A 20,528-nucleotide genomic window follows, 5' to 3' on the forward strand; every position below is an offset into this window, starting at 1 on the left:
AAAATCTCGTCAATGGCGCAATTCTACTCTGCAAAACGACGCGTGACGACGCGTCAGATCATAACCGTTACAGTCAATGACCTGGATCCCTTTGGCCAGGGCGTTGCTCGCCACAACGGAAAGGCCTTGTTTATCCCGGGATTGCTGCCGCAAGAAAGCGCTGAAGTCGTTATTACCGAAGATAAAAAACAGTACGCCCGCGCCCAGGTTAAACGTCGTCTCAAAGAGAGTTCGGAGCGTGAAACGCCACGCTGTCCGCATTTTGGCGTCTGCGGTGGATGTCAGCAACAACATGCCAGCATTGCTCTGCAACAGCAAAGCAAAAGTGCGGCGCTCGCGCGTTTAATGAAAAATGAGGTTTCTGAAGTCATTGCCGGTTCTGCGTGGAATTACCGTCGTCGCGCGCGACTGAGCCTGAACTATCAACCCAAAACGCAGCATCTTCAGATGGGATTTCGCAAAGCCAACTCCAGTGACATTGTCGAGGTGATGCAGTGCCCCGTTTTGGTGCCCCAGCTTGAGGCCTTGCTGCCCGGTCTCAGGGCATGCCTTGCCGACCTGCAGGCCATTCGGCATCTTGGCCATGTTGAGCTGGTGCAGGCAGAGAATGGCACGCTGATGATCCTGCGTCATACCGGACCCTTAAGTGCGGCAGACAAAGAAAAACTGGAACGCTTTTCGCATTCTGAGGGACTGTTTCTGTTTCTGGCGCCCCAAAGCGACATACTTGAGCCGATTTCCGGGGAGGCGCCCTGGTACGATTCAAACGGGCTACGCTTAACCTTCAGTCCGCGTGACTTTATCCAGGTTAACGCCAGGGTAAACCAACTCATGGTCGCGCGAGCGATGGAGTGGCTGGATATCCAACCCGACGATCGCGTATTAGATCTTTTCTGCGGTATGGGCAATTTTACCCTGCCATTGGCAACGCGCGCGCGTCATGTGGTGGGCGTAGAAGGCGTTCCTGCCCTGGTAGAAAAAGGGCGTGAAAATGCGTTGCGCAACGGATTACACAATGTGACATTCTTTCACGAGAATCTCGAAGACGATGTGACTCAGCAGCCGTGGGCGGCTGAAGGCTTCGACAAAATCTTGCTCGATCCTGCTCGCGCTGGGGCTGCAGGCGTGATGCAACATATTATAAAATTGAACCCTGGTCGCATTGTTTATGTATCCTGTAACCCAGCCACGCTGGCTCGTGATAGCGAAGCGTTGTTGAGCGCAGGTTACCAAATAAAGCGGCTGGCGATGCTCGACATGTTCCCGCACACTGGGCACCTGGAGTCGATGGTGTTGTTTGAGCAGTTGTAATGAATTACGGTTTGCTGACGTTGGCAGGCCTGGTCCCTTAAGGAGAGGACAATGGTTGCGGTAAGAAGTGCACATCTTAATAAAGCGGGTGAATTTGATCCGAAAAAATGGATCACGAGTCTGGGAATCACCAACCAGCCGTCGTGTGAGCGCTTAGCCGAAACCTGGGCGTATTGCCTGCAACAGACACAGGGACACCCGAATGCCGAGTTGTTGCTGTGGCGCGGCGTGGAGATGGTGGAAATCCTCTCTATGCTGAGTATGGATATCGACACGTTGCGGGCTGCGCTGTTGTTCCCTCTGGCGGATGGCAATGTTGTCAGTGAGGATGTTCTGCGCGAGAGCGTAGGTAAGTCCATCGTCAATCTTATTCATGGTGTTCGCGACATGGCGGCAATCCGCCAGCTTAAAGCGACGCACACCGACTCCGTCTCGTCTGAACAGGTCGATAACGTTCGCCGGATGTTACTGGCGATGGTGGACGATTTCCGCTGCGTGGTGATCAAGCTGGCGGAACGTATTGCGCATCTGCGTGAAGTGAAAGACGCGCCGGAAGACGAACGCGTGCTGGCGGCAAAAGAGTGCACCAACATCTACGCACCGCTGGCAAACCGCTTAGGGATCGGGCAACTGAAATGGGAACTGGAAGATTACTGCTTCCGTTACCTGCACCCGGCAGAATACAAACGCATTGCCAAACTGCTGCATGAGCGGCGCATTGACCGTGAGCATTACATCGACGAGTTTGTCGGTCACCTGCGCGCAGAGATGAAGACCGAAGGCGTAAAAGCGGAAGTGTACGGTCGCCCGAAACACATCTACAGCATCTGGCGCAAAATGCAGAAAAAGCAGCTGGCGTTTGATGAGCTGTTCGATGTGCGCGCTGTGCGCATCGTGGCGGAGCGTTTACAGGATTGCTACGCCGCGCTGGGGATTGTGCATACGCACTATCGCCATCTCCCCGATGAGTTTGACGACTACGTCGCCAATCCGAAACCCAATGGTTATCAGTCTATCCATACCGTTGTGCTTGGGCCGGGTGGAAAAACCATAGAAATTCAGATTCGTACCCGACAGATGCATGAAGACGCCGAGCTGGGCGTCGCCGCGCACTGGAAGTACAAAGAGGGCCCCGCTTCGGGGGCGGCAGCACGTTCTGGTCACGAAGACCGGATTGCCTGGCTGCGTAAGCTGATTGCCTGGCAGGAAGAGATGGCGGATTCCGGCGAAATGCTGGACGAAGTCCGTAGCCAGGTCTTTGATGACCGTGTGTACGTCTTTACCCCGAAAGGCGACGTGGTGGACTTGCCCGCAGGCTCTACGCCGCTCGACTTCGCTTACCATATCCACAGTGATGTGGGGCACCGCTGCATTGGCGCGAAGATCGGCGGACGCATCGTGCCGTTTACCTATCAGCTGCAAATGGGCGATCAGATAGAAATCATCACCCAGAAGCAGCCGAACCCCAGCCGTGACTGGCTTAACCCGAACCTGGGCTATGTCACTACCAGCCGCGGTCGGTCAAAAATTCATGCCTGGTTCCGCAAACAAGACCGGGACAAAAACATCCTTGCGGGTCGCCAGATCCTTGACGACGAACTGGAACATTTGGGCATCAGCCTGAAGGAAGCGGAAAAGCATCTGCTGCCTCGCTACAGCTTTAACGAGCTGGATGAACTGCTGGCGGCAATTGGCGGAGGGGATATCCGTCTTAACCAGATGGTGAACTTCCTGCAGTCACAGTTCAATAAACCCAGCGCCGCCGAACAGGATGCTGCCGCGCTGAAACAGCTGCAGCAGAAATCGCAAGCGCCGCAGAACCGTCGCAAAGATGATGGTCGTGTAGTGGTCGAAGGTGTCGGGAACCTGATGCACCACATTGCTCGCTGCTGCCAGCCGATTCCGGGCGATGAGATTGTCGGTTTCATCACCCAGGGGCGTGGTATTTCCGTGCATCGTGCGGACTGCGAGCAACTGACAGAACTGCGTTCCCACGCGCCGGAGCGGATTGTGGATGCGGTCTGGGGCGAAAGTTATTCCGCCGGTTATTCGCTGGTTGTGCGTGTTCAGGCCAACGATCGCAGCGGGCTGCTGCGCGACATCACCACCATTCTGGCGAACGAAAAAGTGAACGTACTGGGCGTTGCCAGCCGCAGTGATACCAGGCAACAGCTTGCCACAATTGATATGACCATCGAAATTTACAACCTGCAGGTGCTGGGCCGCGTGCTCGGTAAGCTGAACCAGGTGCCGGATGTGATCGACGCACGTCGTTTGCACGGAAGTTAATTTTAATCTTTAGGCCGGATAAGGCATTAGCCGCTATCCGGCATTTTTTTGCCTGATGTCGACGCGAGACGTCTTATCAGGCCAACATTGGTTACAACTCTCAGGATCTCACATGAATCAAATCGACCGCCTGCTCGGCATCATGAAGCGTCTGCGTGACCCGGAAAATGGCTGTCCGTGGGATAAAGAGCAAACTTTTGCCACTATTGCGCCGCACACGCTGGAAGAGACTTACGAAGTGCTGGATGCGATAGCCCGCGAAGATTTTGACGATCTGCGTGGTGAATTGGGCGATCTGTTATTTCAGGTTGTGTTCTACGCCCAGATGGCGCAGGAAGAGGGGCGATTCGATTTTAACGATATTTGCGCCGCCATTAGCGACAAACTTGAACGCCGTCATCCGCATGTATTTGCCGATGCGTGCGCCAATACCAGTACCGAAGTGCTTACCCGCTGGGAGCAGATCAAAACGGAAGAACGTGCCGACAAAGCACAGCTTTCGGCACTGGATGACATTCCCCGCAGTTTACCGGCATTAATGCGCGCGCAAAAAATCCAGAAACGTTGTTCAAATGTTGGCTTTGACTGGACAACGCTCGGACCGGTCGTCGACAAGGTTTACGAAGAGATTGACGAGGTCATGTTTGAGGCGCGGCAGGTCGTCGTAGACCAGGCTAAACTGGAGGAGGAAATGGGCGATTTGCTGTTTGCGACAGTGAATATGGCCCGCCATTTAGGCACTAAAGCGGAGACTGCGTTACAAAAAGCGAACGAAAAGTTCGAACGTCGCTTTCGTGAGGTTGAACGCATTGTCGCAGCCCGCGGTCTGGAAATGACTGGGGTAGATTTGGAAACCATGGAAGAGGTTTGGCAGCAGGTAAAACGCCAGGAAATTGATCTCTAAGGAATTTAAGCGGTCAAGGGCGTTTTGTGTGATTTTTTAAATAACAAGCTCTTGATTTGCGTCAAAAACATTTAGCCCAAAGGGGCTATTTTCTCACTCCCAATATTAATGTGAGCCTGATGAAGAGGAGGAATAATGAAAGTTTGTGGCGTACGTCATGTTCGGGTATACTGCTTTCCCGTCTTGGTTATTCCATCGTCTTTTAAACCTAACTTCTCAGGTTCAGCATGACAACGAACTATATTTTTGTGACCGGCGGGGTTGTATCCTCTCTGGGAAAAGGCATTGCCGCAGCCTCCCTCGCAGCCATTCTTGAAGCCCGTGGTCTCAATGTGACCATGATGAAACTGGATCCGTATATCAACGTCGATCCGGGCACTATGAGCCCAATCCAACACGGGGAAGTGTTCGTTACTGAAGACGGCGCCGAAACCGATCTGGACCTGGGTCACTATGAGCGTTTCATCCGCACCAAAATGAGCCGCCGCAACAACTTCACCACAGGCCGTATCTACTCCGACGTTTTGCGTAAAGAACGCCGTGGCGATTATCTTGGCGCAACCGTACAGGTTATCCCGCACATCACCAATGCGATTAAAGAGCGCGTTCTGGCGGGTGGCGAAGGTCACGACGTGGTGCTGGTTGAAATCGGCGGTACCGTCGGTGATATCGAGTCCTTACCGTTCCTTGAAGCGATTCGCCAGCTGGCAGTGGATATCGGTCGTGAACACGCGCTGTTCATGCACCTGACCCTGGTGCCTTATCTGGCCGCGGCCGGTGAAGTCAAAACCAAACCGACTCAGCACTCTGTAAAAGAGCTGCTGTCCATCGGTATTCAGCCTGACATCCTGGTTTGCCGTTCTGACCGTGCGATTCCGGCCAACGAACGTGCAAAAATTGCATTGTTCTGTAACGTGCCAGAAAAAGCCGTTATTTCAATGAAAGATGTCGATTCCATTTATAAAATTCCAGGCCTGTTGAAATCTCAGGGTCTTGACGATTATATTTGTAAACGATTCAGCTTGAACTGTCCGGAAGCTAATCTGTCAGAATGGGAACAGGTTATCTACGAAGAAGCTAATCCGGCAGGCGAAGTGACGATTGGTATGGTCGGCAAGTACATTGAACTGCCGGACGCCTACAAATCAGTGATTGAAGCGCTGAAACACGGTGGCCTGAAAAACCGCGTGACCGTTAACATCAAGCTGATTGATTCGCAGGATGTGGAAACGCGCGGCGTCGAAATTCTGAAAGATTTGGATGCTATTCTTATCCCGGGCGGCTTCGGCTACCGTGGTGTAGAAGGCAAGATCGCTACCGCACGCTTTGCGCGTGAGAACAATATTCCTTATCTGGGCATTTGCCTGGGTATGCAGGTTGCGTTGATTGAGTTTGCACGTAACGTCGTCGGTATGGACAACGCCAACTCGACGGAATTTGTGCCAGACTGTAAGTACCCGGTGGTGGCCCTGATTACCGAATGGCGTGACGAAGACGGCAACGTTGAAGTCCGTACCGAAAAGAGCGATCTGGGCGGCACGATGCGCCTTGGCGCGCAGCAGTGTCAGTTGGACGACGAGAGTCTGGTGCGTAAGCTGTACGGTACGCCGACGATTGTTGAACGCCATCGCCACCGCTACGAAGTCAACAATATGCTGTTGAAACAAATTGAAGCTGCGGGTCTGCGCGTTGCAGGCCGTTCCGGTGATGATCAGTTGGTCGAGATCATTGAGGTACCGAATCATCCGTGGTTCGTGGCCTGTCAGTTCCATCCGGAATTTACTTCCACGCCACGTGATGGCCATCCGCTGTTTGCGGGCTTTGTGAAAGCCGCCAGCGAGCATCAGAAGCGTCAGGCGAAGTAAGAAGTAAAAAGTTAGAACGGCAACGCGTACCTTAGGTACGCGTTGTTTGTCTGGAGTTTTAGTTTAACTTGTACTGAGGAAAATCTAATGTCCAAAATCGTTAAAGTCATCGGTCGTGAAATCATCGACTCCCGTGGTAACCCGACTGTTGAAGCCGAAGTACACCTGGAGGGTGGTTTCGTAGGTATGGCAGCTGCTCCGTCAGGTGCTTCTACTGGTTCCCGCGAAGCGCTGGAACTGCGCGATGGCGACAAATCCCGTTTCCTGGGTAAAGGCGTAACCAAAGCTGTTGGCGCGGTTAACGGCCCGATCGCTCAGGCACTCCTTGGCAAAGACGCCAAAGATCAGGCCGGCATCGACAAGATCATGATCGACCTGGACGGTACTGAAAACAAATCCAACTTCGGTGCGAACGCAATCCTGGCTGTGTCTCTGGCTAACGCCAAAGCTGCTGCTGCCGCTAAAGGCATGCCGCTGTACGAGCACATCGCTGAGCTGAACGGTACTCCGGGCAAATACTCTATGCCGGTTCCGATGATGAACATCATCAACGGTGGTGAGCACGCTGACAACAACGTTGATATCCAAGAGTTCATGATTCAGCCTGTTGGCGCGAAAACGCTGAAAGAAGCCATCCGTATGGGTTCTGAAGTGTTCCACACCCTGGCTAAAGTTCTGAAATCTAAAGGCATGGGTACTGCTGTTGGTGACGAAGGTGGCTACGCGCCGAACCTGGGTTCCAACGCAGAAGCGCTGGCTGTTATTGCTGAAGCGGTTAAAGCTGCAGGTTACGAGCTGGGCACCGACATCACTCTGGCGATGGACTGTGCAGCGTCTGAATTCTACAAAGACGGTAAATACGTTCTGGCTGGCGAAGGCAACAAATCTTTCACCTCTGAAGAATTTACCCACTTCCTGGAAGACCTGACTAAACAGTACCCGATCGTTTCTATCGAAGACGGTCTGGACGAGTCTGACTGGGATGGTTTCGCATACCAGACTAAAGTTATGGGCGACAAACTTCAGTTAGTTGGTGACGACCTGTTCGTAACTAACACCAAAATCCTGAAACGTGGTATCGACAACGGTATCGCTAACTCCATTCTGATCAAATTCAACCAGATCGGTTCTCTGACCGAAACTCTGGCTGCGATCAAAATGGCGAAAGATGCTGGCTACACTGCAGTTATCTCTCACCGTTCTGGCGAAACTGAAGATGCGACCATCGCTGACCTGGCTGTTGGTACTGCTGCAGGCCAGATCAAAACCGGTTCTATGAGCCGTTCTGACCGTGTTGCTAAATACAACCAGCTGATTCGTATCGAAGAAGCGCTGGGTGAAAAAGCACCGTACAACGGTCGTAAAGAGATCAAAGGTCAGTAATCTGAACCTTACCTCTTAAGAAAAAACCCGCTTCGGCGGGTTTTTTTATCTCTGCGCTACAGCAGCAGCGGTAGCGTCGCGCTGGCCGTTTGTTGGCTTACATTGCTGTAACCCTCGTCCAGTGCAATCAGCGACGTGGTGAGCAGCTCAACTAACAGCATGACCCCGACTTTGGCATTCAACGCCCCGGCGCTCAGCGGCCCTTCCGGTTTGGCGGCCACCAGTTGGAAATCACTCAATGAACCCAGCGGGCTACGCGGCGTATTACTCAGGACCAACACCGGAACGCCACGCTTGCGGGCAAGCTTAACCACATGCAGTAAATCGCGGGTCGAGCCTGAACTGGAGATCGCCACCACCAGCGTCTCTTTTGAAAGCGCTGTGGCATTCATGGCGGCACGATGCATGTCGCTGAACAGCTGCGCAGGTTTACCGAGTCGCAGGAGTTTGTAATGCAAATACTCCCCAAGAATTGCACTGGCGGCCACGCCGTAGATCTGCACAGCGTGCGCCTGATGCAGCGCCAGCGCGGCTTTTTCCAGCATCGCTCTGTCGAGTAATTTTGCCGTGTCCTGCAATGCCTGCACAGACTCATTGACGACGTTATCAATTTCATCGCCGCTCTGCTGAGCGGGTTGCCCCTGCTGGATATCCAGCGCCAGCGCCATCTTAAATTCGTTATAGCCTTTACATCCCAGCGTGCGGCATAAGCGCGTGACGCTTGCTTCACTGGTATCACTTTCCCGGGCCAGTTCGGTAATCGTCAGGTAGAGCACTTTTGCCGGATCGTTCAGGACAAACTCTCCCAGCTTTTGCTGAGTCGGGCTGTATCCGGAAACCCCCTGGCGCAGCCTCAGCAGCAGATTTTCATTTTCTGACATGCAAGATCCTTAATGCGTTTCTCTGCGGCTAGTGTGGCGGAAAGCAGGGGGGCGATGCCAGTTATTTTAAAAAAGTATGATCCGCTTCCTGTATTTTTGGTGATAATTTTCACTTTTATATATTTGTGTGGTAAAAATTTTCATCGATTGATGGGGAAGTGAAAAAATGATGCAAATATTCAGCGGTGCCTCTTCGGGTGCCTGGTTTGAAAAGGCGCAACGGTTCGGTAAATCGTTCATGCTGCCGATTGCGGTGTTGCCTGCCGCGGGCTTGTTATTGGGGATCGGTGGTGCGCTGTCGAATCCGAATACCATAACAGCCTATCCGTTTTTGGATATCGGATGGCTACAGGCCATTTTTACGATCATGAGCAGCGCGGGCTCGATTGTATTTGCCAACCTCTCAGTGCTGTTTGCCGTTGGGGTAGCTGTCGGGCTGGCGAAAACCGATAAAGGTACGGCCGGGCTTGCGGCGCTGCTGGCATTTTTAGTGATGAACGCCACGATCAACGCCTTGCTGATCCTGACCGGTACGCTGGCGCTCGAGAATCCTGGCGCGGTCGGGCAGGGGATGACGCTGGGTATCCAGACCCTGGAAACGGGGGTCTTCGGCGGCGTGGTGATTGGTCTGGTGACCTGCGTTTTGCATCAGCGCTTCAACAAAATTGCATTGCCGCAGTTCCTGGGCTTCTTTGGCGGCTCACGTTTTGTGCCAATCATCAGTTCGCTGGCGGCGATTCTGGTTGGCGCGGCGATGACCGTGGTGTGGCCGCATTTCCAGAAACTGATTTTTGGTCTGGGTGGCCTGGTGGATGCGACAGGGTATCTGGGGACGTTTCTGTACGGCTTTATTCTGCGTATGCTCGGTCCGTTTGGCCTGCACCATATCTTCTATCTGCCCTTCTGGACGACGGCGCTGGGGGGAAGTGAAATCGTCAATGGTCAACTGATTGAAGGTACGCAGCGTATTTTCTTCGCCCAGCTTGCCGACCCCGCTGTTCAACAGTTTTACATCGGTACCTCGCGCTTTATGTCCGGTCGCTTTATCACCATGATGTTCGGCCTGATTGGCGCGTGCCTGGCGATGTATCACACGGCAAACGCTGAGAACAAGAAACGGGTTGCCGGGTTGCTGTTGTCTGCCGCGCTGACCTCTTTCCTGACGGGGATCACCGAACCGATTGAGTTCTCCTTCCTGTTTGTGGCGCCGGTTCTGTATGTCATTCATGCCTTCTTCGACGGGCTGGCGTTTATGATCGCGCATATTTTGCATATCACGATCGGCCAGACGTTCTCTGGCGGGTTTATCGATTTCATTCTCTTTGGCGTGCTGCAGGGCGAAGCCAAAACCCACTGGATGTACGTCCCGCTGGTCGGCGTACCGTGGTTCTTCCTGTACTACTTTACGTTCCGCTACCTGATTAACCGCTTTGGTTTTCTGACGCCGGGGCGTGAGAAAGAGACAACAGTAGAAAGTGTGCTCCCACAAAGCGAACGCGCGTCGGCAGTGATTGCCGGATTGGGCGGCAAAGACAACCTTGAAGAGGTGGACTGCTGTGCAACGCGTTTGCGCGTCACGGTCAAAGAGGGGGCAAAGGTGGATGAAGCGGCGTTGAAAGCGACCGGCGCACGTGGCGTCATCCTGCGTGGTAACGGGGTCCAGGTCATTTATGGCCCGCACGTCACGATCATTAAAAATGAAATTGAAGAGACATTATCACAATGAAAACTGTACTGGATAACCTGAAAGGCAAGTTAGTCGTCTCCTGCCAGGCGCTGGAACATGAACCCTTACACAGCCCGTTTATTATGTCGCGCATGGCGCTGGCGGCAGCACAAGGCGGAGCGGTGGCGATCCGCGCGAATAGCGTGGTGGATATTGCCGCCATCAAACAGCAGGTCTCTTTACCGGTGATTGGCATCATCAAGCGTGATTACCCGGACAGCGAGGTATTTATTACCGCCACGATGAAAGAAGTGGATGAGCTGATGAGTGTGGGGCCGGAAATTATTGCTCTCGATGCCACCGCGCGCCCACGCCCGCAGGGGCAAACGCTGGAGGCGCTGGTTGCGCAGATCCGCTCCCGCTATCCGGCGGTTTTACTGATGGCGGATATTGCCAGCGTAGAAGAGGCGGTCACGGCGCAGGCGCTGGGGTTTGACTGCGTAGGGACCACGCTCTATGGCTACACCGCAGAGACGGCAGGCCACCGCTTACCGGAGAATGACTGCAACTTTTTACGTGATGTGCTGGCTGCCGTGACGGTTCCGGTGGTGGCGGAAGGGAATGTCGAGACGCCGGAGCTGGCAGCGCGCTGTCTTGCGTTAGGCGCACACACCGTTGTGGTGGGCGGTGCGATCACCCGTCCGCAGCAGATCACAGAGCGCTTTATTGCGGCAATCACCGCCTAAAGCACCGATGGGGCATGATACTTTGGCGGGGATCTGCGATAATTATCGTTTATCCCCACATTGAGATGATTATGCAGTACCCGATTAACGAGATGTTCCAGACCCTGCAAGGTGAGGGTTATTTTACCGGTGTCCCCGCCATTTTTATTCGTTTACAGGGATGCCCGGTTGGCTGTGCCTGGTGCGATACCAAACACACCTGGGATAAGCTTGAGGATCGGGAAGTTTCCCTGTATAGCATCCTGGCGAAAACCAAAGAGAGCGACAAATGGGGCGCGGCGAGCAGCGAAGATCTGCTGGCGGTAATTGGCCGACAGGGTTATACCGCACGTCATGTGGTGATTACCGGCGGTGAACCCTGCATTCATGATTTGATGCCGCTCACCGAGTTACTGGAAAAGAACGGTTTCAGCTGCCAGATTGAGACCAGCGGCACCCACGAAGTCCGTTGTTCGACCAATACCTGGGTGACGGTTTCTCCGAAAGTGAATATGCGTGGTGGCTATGACGTGCTCTCACAGGCGCTGGAGCGAGCCAATGAAATCAAGCATCCGGTTGGGCGGGTTCGCGATATCGAAGCGCTGGATGAACTGCTGGCCACATTGACCGATGATAAACCGCGCATTATTGCTCTGCAGCCTATCAGTCAGAAAGAAGACGCGACGCGTCTGTGCATTGAAACCTGCATCGCCCGCAACTGGCGTCTCTCCATGCAGACGCACAAATATCTGAATATCGCGTGACTTAAAAGCCGGATGGCGTTGCGCTTATCCGGCCTACAAGGACGACGGGTTTTGTAGGCCGGGTAAGGCGAAGCCGCCACCCGGCAAAAAGCAAAAATCACTCGCCGCGATAAATGCAGCCCGCTGTGCAGGTTTCTTTCACCATCACCGCGCTTAGCAGAGGGACGACAGGTTTAACCTGGTCCCAAATCCAGTGCGCCAGCACTTCGCTAGTCGGATTCTCCAGACCAGGGATATCGTTCAGATAGTAGTGATCCAGACGATCGTATGTCGGTTTGAACGCCGCTTTGAGTTCGGCGAAATCGATGATCCAACCTGTGTGCGGATCGACTTCACCGGTAATTTCGAGTCGCACCATGAACGAATGACCGTGCAGACGGCCACATTTATGCCCGGCAGGTACATGCGGCAGGCGGTGGGCGGCTTCGAAGGTGAAATCTTTAAACAGGGTGGTGGTCATGATTAGCTCTCAATGATACGAAAAACCGCCGTAGGGTACCGGAAAGTACATTTTTTATCATTAACTAAAACGGCGCTTAGCCGCTGATTACGCTATTTATCCCGATTAACTTTTTTATTTTCTTTAATTTCATGGGATTAGATAATCGTTTTTGCTGTTAATAAGTATAGTTAAAACAGGTTAGTCCATTTGGTTATTTGTTATTTCCATCCCTTCTTTAATTGTTACTATCCTCGCCGTTAACCTTATCATCAGTTTGGGTTTTATTGCTTAAATCCGCATAGCTTACTGGAACATAACGACGCATGACGACACAGGCCCCACCTTCCGCTTTGCTTCCGCTGAACCCGGAGCAACTGGCACGCCTTCAGGCGGCCGCGACCGATCTCACGCCTACGCAGCTTGCGTGGGTTTCCGGCTATTTCTGGGGCATGCTGAATCAGCAACCCGGTTCAGCGGCGATGGCACCCGCGCCTGCGGCTGAAATGCCGGGCATCACGTTGCTTTGCGCATCGCAAACCGGCAATGCGCGCCGCGTGGCCGAAGCCCTGCGCGATGATCTGCTGGCGGCAAAACTCAGCGTCACCTTGGTCAACGCGGGCGACTACAAATTCAAACAGATCGCCAATGAAAAACTGCTGATCGTTGTCGCGTCGACCCAGGGGGAAGGGGAGCCGGCAGAAGAAGCCGTCGCACTGCATAAATTCCTGTTCTCGAAAAAAGCGCCAAAACTCGACGGCACCGCGTTTGCAGTCTTTGGTCTCGGCGATACTTCCTACGAGTTTTTCTGCCAGTCCGGTAAAGATTTTGACAGCAAACTGGCGGAACTGGGCGCAGAGCGCTTGCTGGACAGGGTTGATGCCGATGTGGAATACCAGCCAGCCGCAAGCGAGTGGCGCGCACGGGTGGTAGAGGTACTGAAAGCGCGTGCGCCGGTGGCCACACCTTCACTGTCGGTTGCGACGGGTGCGGTCAACGAAATTCATACCAGCCCGTATACCAAAGAAGCGCCACTTACCGCGAGCCTTTCGGTTAATCAGAAAATTACCGGTCGTGATTCTGAAAAAGATGTGCGTCATATCGAAATCGATTTAGGTGATTCTGGCCTGCGTTATCAGCCTGGCGATGCGCTGGGCGTCTGGTATCAAAACGATTCGGCGCTGGTCAAAGAGATGGTTGAGCTGCTGTGGCTGAAAGGTGATGAACCCGTCACCGTCGAGGGCAAAATTCTGCCGCTTTCAGACGCACTGGCGTGGCATTTTGAACTGACGGTCAACACCGCCAATATCGTTGAAAACTATGCCACGCTGACGCGCAGTGAATCGCTGCTGCCGCTGGTGGGCGATAAAGCGAAGTTGCAGCACTACGCCGCGACCACCCCGATAGTCGATATGGTGCGTTTCTCTCCAGCGCAGCTGGACGCTGAAGCGTTAGCCGGTCTGCTGCGTCCGCTGACGCCGCGCCTCTACTCCATCGCCTCGTCGCAGGCGGAGGTGGAGAGCGAAGTCCACGTTACCGTTGGCGTGGTGCGCTATGACATCGAAGGCCGGGCCCGTGCCGGTGGCGCCTCCAGCTTCCTCGCCGATCGCGTAGAGGAAGAAGGTGAAGTGCGCGTGTTTATCGAACACAACGACAACTTCCGTCTGCCTGCCAACCCGGAGACGCCGGTTATCATGATTGGTCCTGGCACGGGCATCGCGCCGTTCCGCGCCTTTATGCAGCAGCGTGCGGCGGATGAAGCGCCGGGCAAAAACTGGCTCTTCTTCGGCAACCCGCACTTTACGGAAGATTTCCTTTACCAGGTCGAATGGCAGCGCTACGTCAAAGAGGGCGTGCTAAACCGCATCGATCTGGCCTGGTCCCGCGACCAAAAACAAAAAATATACGTACAAGACAAACTGCGCGAACAGGGCGCGGAGCTGTGGCGCTGGATCAATGACGGTGCCCACCTTTATGTCTGCGGCGACGCCAATCGCATGGCGAAAGACGTTGAACAGGCTTTACTGGACGTGATTGCTGAATTCGGTGGTATGGACGCCGAAGCAGCGGATGAATTTTTAAGTGAGCTGCGCGTTGAGCGCCGTTATCAGCGAGATGTCTACTAATGAGCGAAAAACACCCTGGGCCTTTAGTGGTCGAAGGCAAACTGACAGATGCCGAGCGCATGAAGCTGGAAAGCAACTACCTGCGTGGCACCATTGCAGAAGATTTGAATGACACGCTTACCGGTGGTTTTAAGGGCGACAACTTCCTGCTGATCCGCTTCCACGGTATGTATCAGCAGGATGATCGCGATATCCGCGCCGAGCGTGCCGAACAGAAGCTGGAGCCGCGTCATGCGATGCTGCTGCGCTGCCGTCTGCCAGGTGGGGTGATCACCACCAAACAGTGGCAGGCGATTGATAAATTCGCCCATGACAACACCATTTACGGCAGTATTCGGCTGACCAACCGTCAGACCTTCCAGTTCCACGGCATTTTGAAGAAGAACGTGAAACCAGTGCATCAGATGCTGCACTCGGTGGGGCTGGACGCGCTGGCAACCGCCAACGACATGAACCGTAACGTGCTCTGTACATCGAACCCGTACGAGTCCGAACTGCATGCTGAAGCCTACGAATGGGCGAAAAAGATCTCTGAGCATCTGTTGCCGCGCACCCGCGCCTATGCGGAGATCTGGCTCGATCAGGAGAAGGTTGCGACTACCGATGAAGAACCGATCCTCGGCCAGACCTATCTGCCGCGTAAGTTCAAAACCACGGTAGTGATCCCGCCGCAGAACGATATCGATCTGCACGCCAACGACATGAACTTCGTGGCGATTGCCGAAAACGGCAAACTGGTGGGCTTTAACCTGCTGGTGGGCGGTGGGCTTTCCATCGAACACGGCAACAAAAAAACCTACGCCCGTACGGCGAGCGAGTTTGGCTATATTCCGCTGGAGCACACGCTGGCGGTGGCGGAAGCGGTGGTCACTACCCAGCGCGACTGGGGCAACCGTACCGACCGTAAAAACGCGAAAACCAAATACACGCTGGAGCGCGTTGGCGTTGACACCTTCAAAGCGGAGGTTGAACGTCGCGCGGGCATCACGTTTGCGCCGATCCGCCCGTATGAATTTACTGGGCGTGGCGATCGTATTGGCTGGGTGAAAGGCATCGACAATAAATGGCATCTGACGCTGTTTATTGAGAACGGTCGTATTCTGGATTATCCGGGGCGTCCGCTGAAAACCGGCCTGCTGGAGATTTCTAAGATCCACAAAGGTGAGTTTCGAATCACCGCCAACCAGAATCTGATCATCGCCGGGGTGCCAGAGAGCCAGAAAGCGAAGATCGAAAAACTGGCGCGCGAAAGCGGCCTGATGAACTCGGTCACGCCGCAGCGCGAAAACTCAATGGCCTGCGTGTCGTTCCCGACCTGCCCGCTGGCGATGGCGGAAGCAGAGCGTTTCCTGCCGACGTTTATCGATAATATCGACACGCTGATGGCGAAGCACGGCGTCAGCGACGAGCATATTGTGATGCGCGTGACGGGGTGTCCGAACGGTTGCGGTCGCGCCATGCTGGCGGAAGTCGGCCTGGTCGGTAAAGCGCCAGGGCGTTACAACCTGCACCTGGGCGGTAATCGCATCGGGACGCGCATCCCGCGGATGTTCAAAGAGAATATCACCGAACCGGAGATTCTGGCCTCTCTCGATGAACTGATTGGGCGCTGGGTGAAAGAGCGTGATGCGGGTGAAGGCTTCGGTGACTTTACGGTGCGTGCGGGCATCATTCGCCCGGTGCTCGATCCGGCGAGAGATTTCTGGGAATAACGTCTCATTGCCTGATGGCGCTACGCTTATCCGGCCTACGGATTTTGTAGGCCTGATAAGCGTAGCGCCATCAGGCAAAGCAAACAGTGAGGAACCTATGTCTGTATTCGATTTACAGGCGTTGAACGCGCTGCCGAAAGTTGAGCGGGTGATGGCGCTGGCGCAAATCAACAGCCAACTGGAAAAGCTTGACGCTGAAGGGCGCGTGGTGTGGGCGCTGGAAAATCTGCCCGGCGAATACGTGCTCTCTTCCAGCTTCGGCATCCAGGCGGCAGTCAGCCTGCATCTGGTCAATCAGATCCGCCCGGATATTCCGGTGATCCTCACCGATACCGGCTATCTGTTCCCGGAAACCTACCAGTTTATTGACGAGTTAGCAGACAAGCTCAGCCTAAACCTGAAGGTTTATCGCGCGACGGAGAGCGCCGCGTGGCAGGAAGCGCGCTACGGTAAGCTGTGGGAGCAGGGCGTTGAAGGCATTGAGAAATACAATGAAATCAACAAAGTGGAGCCGATGAATCGGGCGTTAAAAGAACTTAACGCACAAACCTGGTTTGCTGGCCTACGCCGCGAGCAGTCCGGCAGCCGCGCGCATCTGCCCGTGTTGGCGATTCAGCGCGGGATCTTTAAAGTGCTGCCGATTATCGACTGGGACAACCGTACGGTTTATCAGTACCTGCAAAAACATGGCCTGAAATATCACCCGTTGTGGGATCAGGGGTATCTGTCGGTTGGTGACACTCACACGACCCGCAAATGGGAACCCGGAATGGCCGAAGAGGAAACCCGTTTCTTCGGACTTAAGCGCGAGTGCGGGCTGCACGAAGGTTGAGTTTTCCCAATGCAATTAACGCCTCCTGCCGCAAGGCCGGGGGCGTTTTTTTAATCTGTGAACCGCTAGGCTTTCTCTGCTTTTGCCAGCTCTTTTACCAGCGGCAGCATGATGCGAACCACGTCGCGGCTACGATGCTCAATGCGTCCAGGCAGCGCCTTGTCGATATGCTGCTGGTTATCCAGTCGCACATTGTGCCAGCTGTTTCCGGCAGGGAAAGAGGCGGTTTTCGCGCGTTGCTGATAACCGTCTTTTTTGCCCAGGTTCCAGTTAGTGGCTTCAACAGAGAGCACCGCAATCCCCGCTTTATCGAAAACCTCTGCATCGTTGCAGCATCCCGTTCCTTTTGGATAATTCTTGTTAAAACCGGGGTTGGAACTGGCGGCGATGCCATGATGACGGGCGATGGCCAGGGCGCGGTCGCGCGTCAGTTTACGCACCGCTTCCGGCGTTTTTTGCCCGCTATTAAAGTAGAGCTTATCGCCGACGATCAGGTTATCGAGATTGATAACCAGCAACGTATTTTTCTTCTCGGTGGCGCTCATCCGCTTAAGCAGGTTTTCGGCACCCAGTTTTCCCTCTTCTTCGCCGCTGGTGGCGATAAAGCGGATGCTGTATTCGGTGGGAACATCTTTCAGTCTTTCCGCCAGTTCCAGCATGACGCCCAACCCTGCTGCGTTATCGTCAATGCCCTGTAACGTCAGCCCGCCAAGATTGGCATCGGAGTCCGCATCGCTTTGCGGTGCGTAGGTATCCAGGTGCGCCATAATAATAATCTGCTGTGGCACTTTACCTTCATGCGCGGCAATAACAGTACTGCCCGTAATGTTATGCCAGTTTTTGCGATTGTCCCTGGCGGTATAAATATAACGACTGTTAAACGTCCGAATATCACTGCGATATCCCATCTGTTCAAATTGCTGACGAAGATAATCGGCAGACAGCATTTCCGCGGGAGAACCGGTCATTCGTCCTGGAAAAAAAGTCGCAATATGTCGAGCCCGGGTATTTGCAATAGTGCCAGTGTTCGGCGACGTCGCGTGTGCGGGAAGGATAAAGCATACGCCGAGCGCCAGGGCAGCGGTACGGTGGCGCAATGCGGAAAACATAGTGAGTCCTTAAATGCAAAGCAGAAATTTTTACCCGCCTAGTATGAAACCGTGACAGAGGTAAGACAATTTCATTTGCTCCGAAATGCCCGAATTTCGGTGGGTTAAGCACTTTTTGATATTTGCTTTCTCAAATCGTTATTCTTTTGAGGAACTACTCATTCCAATTCGTAATTTCATTCGTTCCCTTGCGCTCCCTATAGTCACTCTATTCCTGATTGGTAGCGAGTTGTAGCTTGTGAACTATTTGCCCTTATTTGTTGCGATAAAAGAGAGACCCGTCCTGGTGGTGGGGACGGGTGAGATTGCCGATCGCAACGTCGCATTCTTGCATCGTGCGGGTGCGCAGGTGCAGGTAGTCAGCGACGCGGATTTTGTGGAATCGCAAATCGACAGCGTGGTGCTGGTCGTTGCCGCCACCCGTGACCGTGAACTCAACCAACGGATCTCCAGGGCCGCACAAGCCCGCCATCGCCTGGTCAACGTGGTGGATGATCCGCCGGAATGCTCATTTATCTTCCCGTCGATTGTCGATCGTTCACCGTTGTTGGTGGCGATCTCCTCCGGCGGTACCGCGCCGGTTCTGACGCGCGTGCTGCGGGAAAAAATCGAAGCGTTGCTGCCGACGAGCCTGGGGCGCATGGCGGAAAAAGCCAGCTACTGGCGTAATCATCTGAAAACGCGTCTGACCAGCGTGACCGAACGCCGCCGTTTCTGGGAGCGTGTTTTCCGTGGCCGCTTTGCAAGCCTAATGCATGCCGGTAATGAGTCTGCTGCGCAGCAGATTCTGGAAGATGAGCTGGATAATCCAGGCAGTAGCGCCGGGGAACTGATTCTGGTGGGCGCCGGGCCGGGAGATGCCGGGTTGCTGACCCTGCGCGGCTTGCAGGTTCTGCAGGATGCCGACGTGGTGTTCTATGACCACCTGGTGAGCGACGGCGTGCGAGAGTTAATTCGTCGCGATGCTGAACAGATCTGCGTGGGCAAACGGGCGGGTGAACACTCCGTGCCGCAACACGAAACTAATCAGATGCTGATTGCGGCAGCGAAGGCGGGCAAAACCGTTGTCCGTCTCAAAGGGGGCGATCCGTTCATTTTTGGGCGCGGTGGTGAGGAACTTCAGGCGGCCGCCGAAGCGGGTGTACCGTTTCAGGTGGTTCCGGGGATCACGGCGGCATCCGCCGTCACTGCATATGCCGGTATTCCGCTCACCCATCGCGATTACGCCCAGAGCGTGACGTTTGTGACGGGACACTACAAGGCTGACAGCACCCCCTTTGATTGGGCGCATCTGGCCCAAAGCCGACAGACGCTTGCCATCTATATGGGCACGATGAAAGCGGCGGAAATCAGCGAACAACTCATTCAACACGGTCGCGATGCGACAACGCCGGTGGCGGTGATTTCTCGCGGAACGCGCGTCGATCAACACGTTGCGACCGGCACATTACACAACCTTGCAAGTCTGGCGAAAGACGCCCCTATGCCCTCTCTGATCGTCGTAGGGGAAGTCGTGCAACTTCACGACACGCTCGCCTGGTTTCAACACACAACAGACGCAGAAGGCTTCGGTTCTTCTGTTATAAATCTGGCTTAAGGAACGGTTATGGACCAAAAACGACTCACCCACCTGCGGCAACTGGAAGCGGAAAGCATCCATATTATTCGCGAGGTGGCCGCCGAATTCTCTAATCCGGTGATGATGTATTCCATCGGTAAAGATTCCAGCGTGATGCTGCATCTGGCGCGTAAAGCGTTTTATCCAGGCTCGCTGCCGTTCCCGCTGCTGCATGTTGATACGGGCTGGAAATTTCGCGAGATGTATGAATTTCGTGACCGCACTGCCAAAACCTACGGCTGCGAGCTACTGGTCCACAAAAACCCGGAAGGGGTGGCGATGGGGATTAACCCCTTCGTCCACGGTAGCGCGAAACATACCGACATCATGAAGACCGAAGGGCTGAAACAGGCGCTGAATAAATACGGCTTTGATGCCGCGTTTGGCGGCGCACGCCGTGATGAAGAGAAATCCCGCGCCAAAGAACGTATCTATTCCTTCCGCGACCGTTTTCATCGTTGGGACCCGAAGAACCAGCGCCCGGAACTGTGGCACAACTACAACGGACAGATAAACAAAGGCGAAAGCATCCGCGTTTTTCCGCTCTCCAACTGGACCGAACAGGATATCTGGCAGTACATCTGGCTGGAAAATATTGAGATCGTCCCGCTGTATCTGGCGGCTGAACGCCCGGTGCTGGAGCGTGACGGCATGTTGATGATGATCGATGACAACCGGATCGATCTACAACCTGGCGAGGTTATCAAAAAGCGGATGGTGCGCTTCCGTACTCTTGGCTGCTGGCCGCTGACGGGCGCGGTGGAGTCGAATGCGCAAACGTTGCCGGAGATTATCGAAGAGATGCTGGTTTCAACCACCAGTGAACGTCAGGGGCGCGTGATCGACCGCGACCAGGCGGGCTCCATGGAGCTGAAGAAACGTCAGGGGTATTTCTAAGGAGCCG

General features: G+C 54.2%; 16 protein-coding genes. 13 read left to right on the forward strand and 3 right to left on the reverse strand.

Going from position 1 to position 20,528, the window contains the following annotated elements; translation table 11 throughout:
• The first annotated feature begins 12 nt into the window (after window positions 1–12).
• From rlmD to eno, 5 genes are all read left to right on the forward strand, one after another.
• The gene (gene rlmD / locus JM656_RS04440) at window positions 13–1,311 is read left to right on the forward strand and encodes a 23S rRNA (uracil(1939)-C(5))-methyltransferase RlmD (protein WP_203360175.1); all 1,299 of its coding nucleotides are present in this window, start codon (window positions 13–15) and stop codon (window positions 1,309–1,311) included.
• Between the two features lie 51 nt (window positions 1,312–1,362).
• The gene (gene relA, locus JM656_RS04445) at window positions 1,363–3,600 is read left to right on the forward strand and encodes a GTP diphosphokinase (RefSeq protein ID WP_203360176.1); all 2,238 of its coding nucleotides are present in this window, start codon (window positions 1,363–1,365) and stop codon (window positions 3,598–3,600) included.
• Window positions 3,601–3,712: 112 nt separating this feature from the next.
• A complete protein-coding gene (gene mazG / locus JM656_RS04450; protein ID WP_203360177.1) occupies window positions 3,713–4,504 on the forward strand; it encodes a nucleoside triphosphate pyrophosphohydrolase in 792 nt (263 codons plus the stop codon).
• 227 nt (window positions 4,505–4,731) lie between these two features.
• Window positions 4,732–6,369 (forward strand): glutamine hydrolyzing CTP synthase, encoded by a 1,638-nt coding sequence (gene pyrG, locus JM656_RS04455; RefSeq protein WP_135324499.1) that lies wholly within the window; start codon window positions 4,732–4,734, stop codon window positions 6,367–6,369.
• An 87-nt stretch (window positions 6,370–6,456) separates the two neighbouring features.
• On the forward strand, window positions 6,457–7,752 hold the full coding sequence (gene eno, locus JM656_RS04460) for a phosphopyruvate hydratase (RefSeq protein WP_203360178.1): 1,296 nt from the start codon (window positions 6,457–6,459) through the stop codon (window positions 7,750–7,752).
• A gap of 56 nt (window positions 7,753–7,808) precedes the next feature.
• Here eno and JM656_RS04465 read toward each other — a convergent pair whose 3' ends face one another.
• Window positions 7,809–8,633: a MurR/RpiR family transcriptional regulator gene (locus JM656_RS04465; RefSeq protein WP_203360179.1), complete on the reverse strand. Its 825-nt coding sequence runs from the start codon at window positions 8,631–8,633 to the stop codon at window positions 7,809–7,811.
• A gap of 166 nt (window positions 8,634–8,799) precedes the next feature.
• Between JM656_RS04465 and JM656_RS04470 the strand changes: the two genes are divergently transcribed.
• The 3 genes from JM656_RS04470 (at window position 8,800) to queE (ending at window position 11,788) form a co-directional block, all read left to right on the forward strand.
• On the forward strand, window positions 8,800–10,359 hold the full coding sequence (locus tag JM656_RS04470; RefSeq protein WP_203360180.1) for a PTS transporter subunit EIIC: 1,560 nt from the start codon (window positions 8,800–8,802) through the stop codon (window positions 10,357–10,359).
• Complete coding sequence (locus tag JM656_RS04475) at window positions 10,356–11,045, forward strand: N-acetylmannosamine-6-phosphate 2-epimerase (protein ID WP_203360181.1); 690 nt, start codon at window positions 10,356–10,358, stop codon at window positions 11,043–11,045. Before JM656_RS04470 ends, JM656_RS04475 begins: the two co-directional genes overlap by 4 nt.
• Window positions 11,046–11,116: 71 nt before the next feature.
• Entirely contained in the window at window positions 11,117–11,788 is a 672-nt protein-coding gene (queE, locus tag JM656_RS04480; protein ID WP_203360182.1) for a 7-carboxy-7-deazaguanine synthase QueE, read from the forward strand.
• Window positions 11,789–11,885: 97 nt separating this feature from the next.
• Here queE and queD read toward each other — a convergent pair whose 3' ends face one another.
• The gene (gene queD, locus JM656_RS04485; RefSeq protein WP_203360183.1) at window positions 11,886–12,248 is read right to left on the reverse strand and encodes a 6-carboxytetrahydropterin synthase QueD; all 363 of its coding nucleotides are present in this window, start codon (window positions 12,246–12,248) and stop codon (window positions 11,886–11,888) included.
• A 305-nt stretch (window positions 12,249–12,553) separates the two neighbouring features.
• Here queD and cysJ point away from each other — a divergent pair, with 305 nt between their 5' ends.
• The 3 genes from cysJ (at window position 12,554) to cysH (ending at window position 16,897) form a co-directional block, all read left to right on the forward strand.
• Window positions 12,554–14,353, forward strand: coding sequence for an NADPH-dependent assimilatory sulfite reductase flavoprotein subunit (gene cysJ, locus JM656_RS04490; protein WP_203360184.1), 1,800 nt, complete (start codon window positions 12,554–12,556; stop codon window positions 14,351–14,353).
• Window positions 14,353–16,065 (forward strand): assimilatory sulfite reductase (NADPH) hemoprotein subunit, encoded by a 1,713-nt coding sequence (gene cysI, locus JM656_RS04495; RefSeq protein WP_203360185.1) that lies wholly within the window; start codon window positions 14,353–14,355, stop codon window positions 16,063–16,065. The genes cysJ and cysI overlap by 1 nt, the downstream gene beginning before the upstream one ends.
• 97 nt (window positions 16,066–16,162) lie before the next feature.
• A complete protein-coding gene (gene cysH / locus JM656_RS04500; protein ID WP_203360186.1) occupies window positions 16,163–16,897 on the forward strand; it encodes a phosphoadenosine phosphosulfate reductase in 735 nt (244 codons plus the stop codon).
• 65 nt (window positions 16,898–16,962) lie between these two features.
• Here the strand turns inward: cysH and JM656_RS04505 are convergent, their stop codons facing one another.
• Window positions 16,963–18,006, reverse strand: coding sequence for an aminopeptidase (locus JM656_RS04505; RefSeq protein ID WP_203360187.1), 1,044 nt, complete (start codon window positions 18,004–18,006; stop codon window positions 16,963–16,965).
• A 247-nt stretch (window positions 18,007–18,253) separates the two neighbouring features.
• Here JM656_RS04505 and cysG point away from each other — a divergent pair, with 247 nt between their 5' ends.
• The gene (gene cysG, locus JM656_RS04510; protein WP_203361218.1) at window positions 18,254–19,603 is read left to right on the forward strand and encodes a siroheme synthase CysG; all 1,350 of its coding nucleotides are present in this window, start codon (window positions 18,254–18,256) and stop codon (window positions 19,601–19,603) included.
• Window positions 19,604–19,612: 9 nt separating this feature from the next.
• Window positions 19,613–20,521, forward strand: coding sequence for a sulfate adenylyltransferase subunit CysD (gene cysD, locus JM656_RS04515; RefSeq protein ID WP_203360188.1), 909 nt, complete (start codon window positions 19,613–19,615; stop codon window positions 20,519–20,521).
• The last annotated feature ends 7 nt before the right edge of the window (window positions 20,522–20,528 follow it).

The sequence above is a fragment of the Citrobacter sp. R56 genome (assembly GCF_016811995.1).
GTDB lineage: Bacteria > Pseudomonadota > Gammaproteobacteria > Enterobacterales > Enterobacteriaceae > Citrobacter_D > Citrobacter_D enshiensis.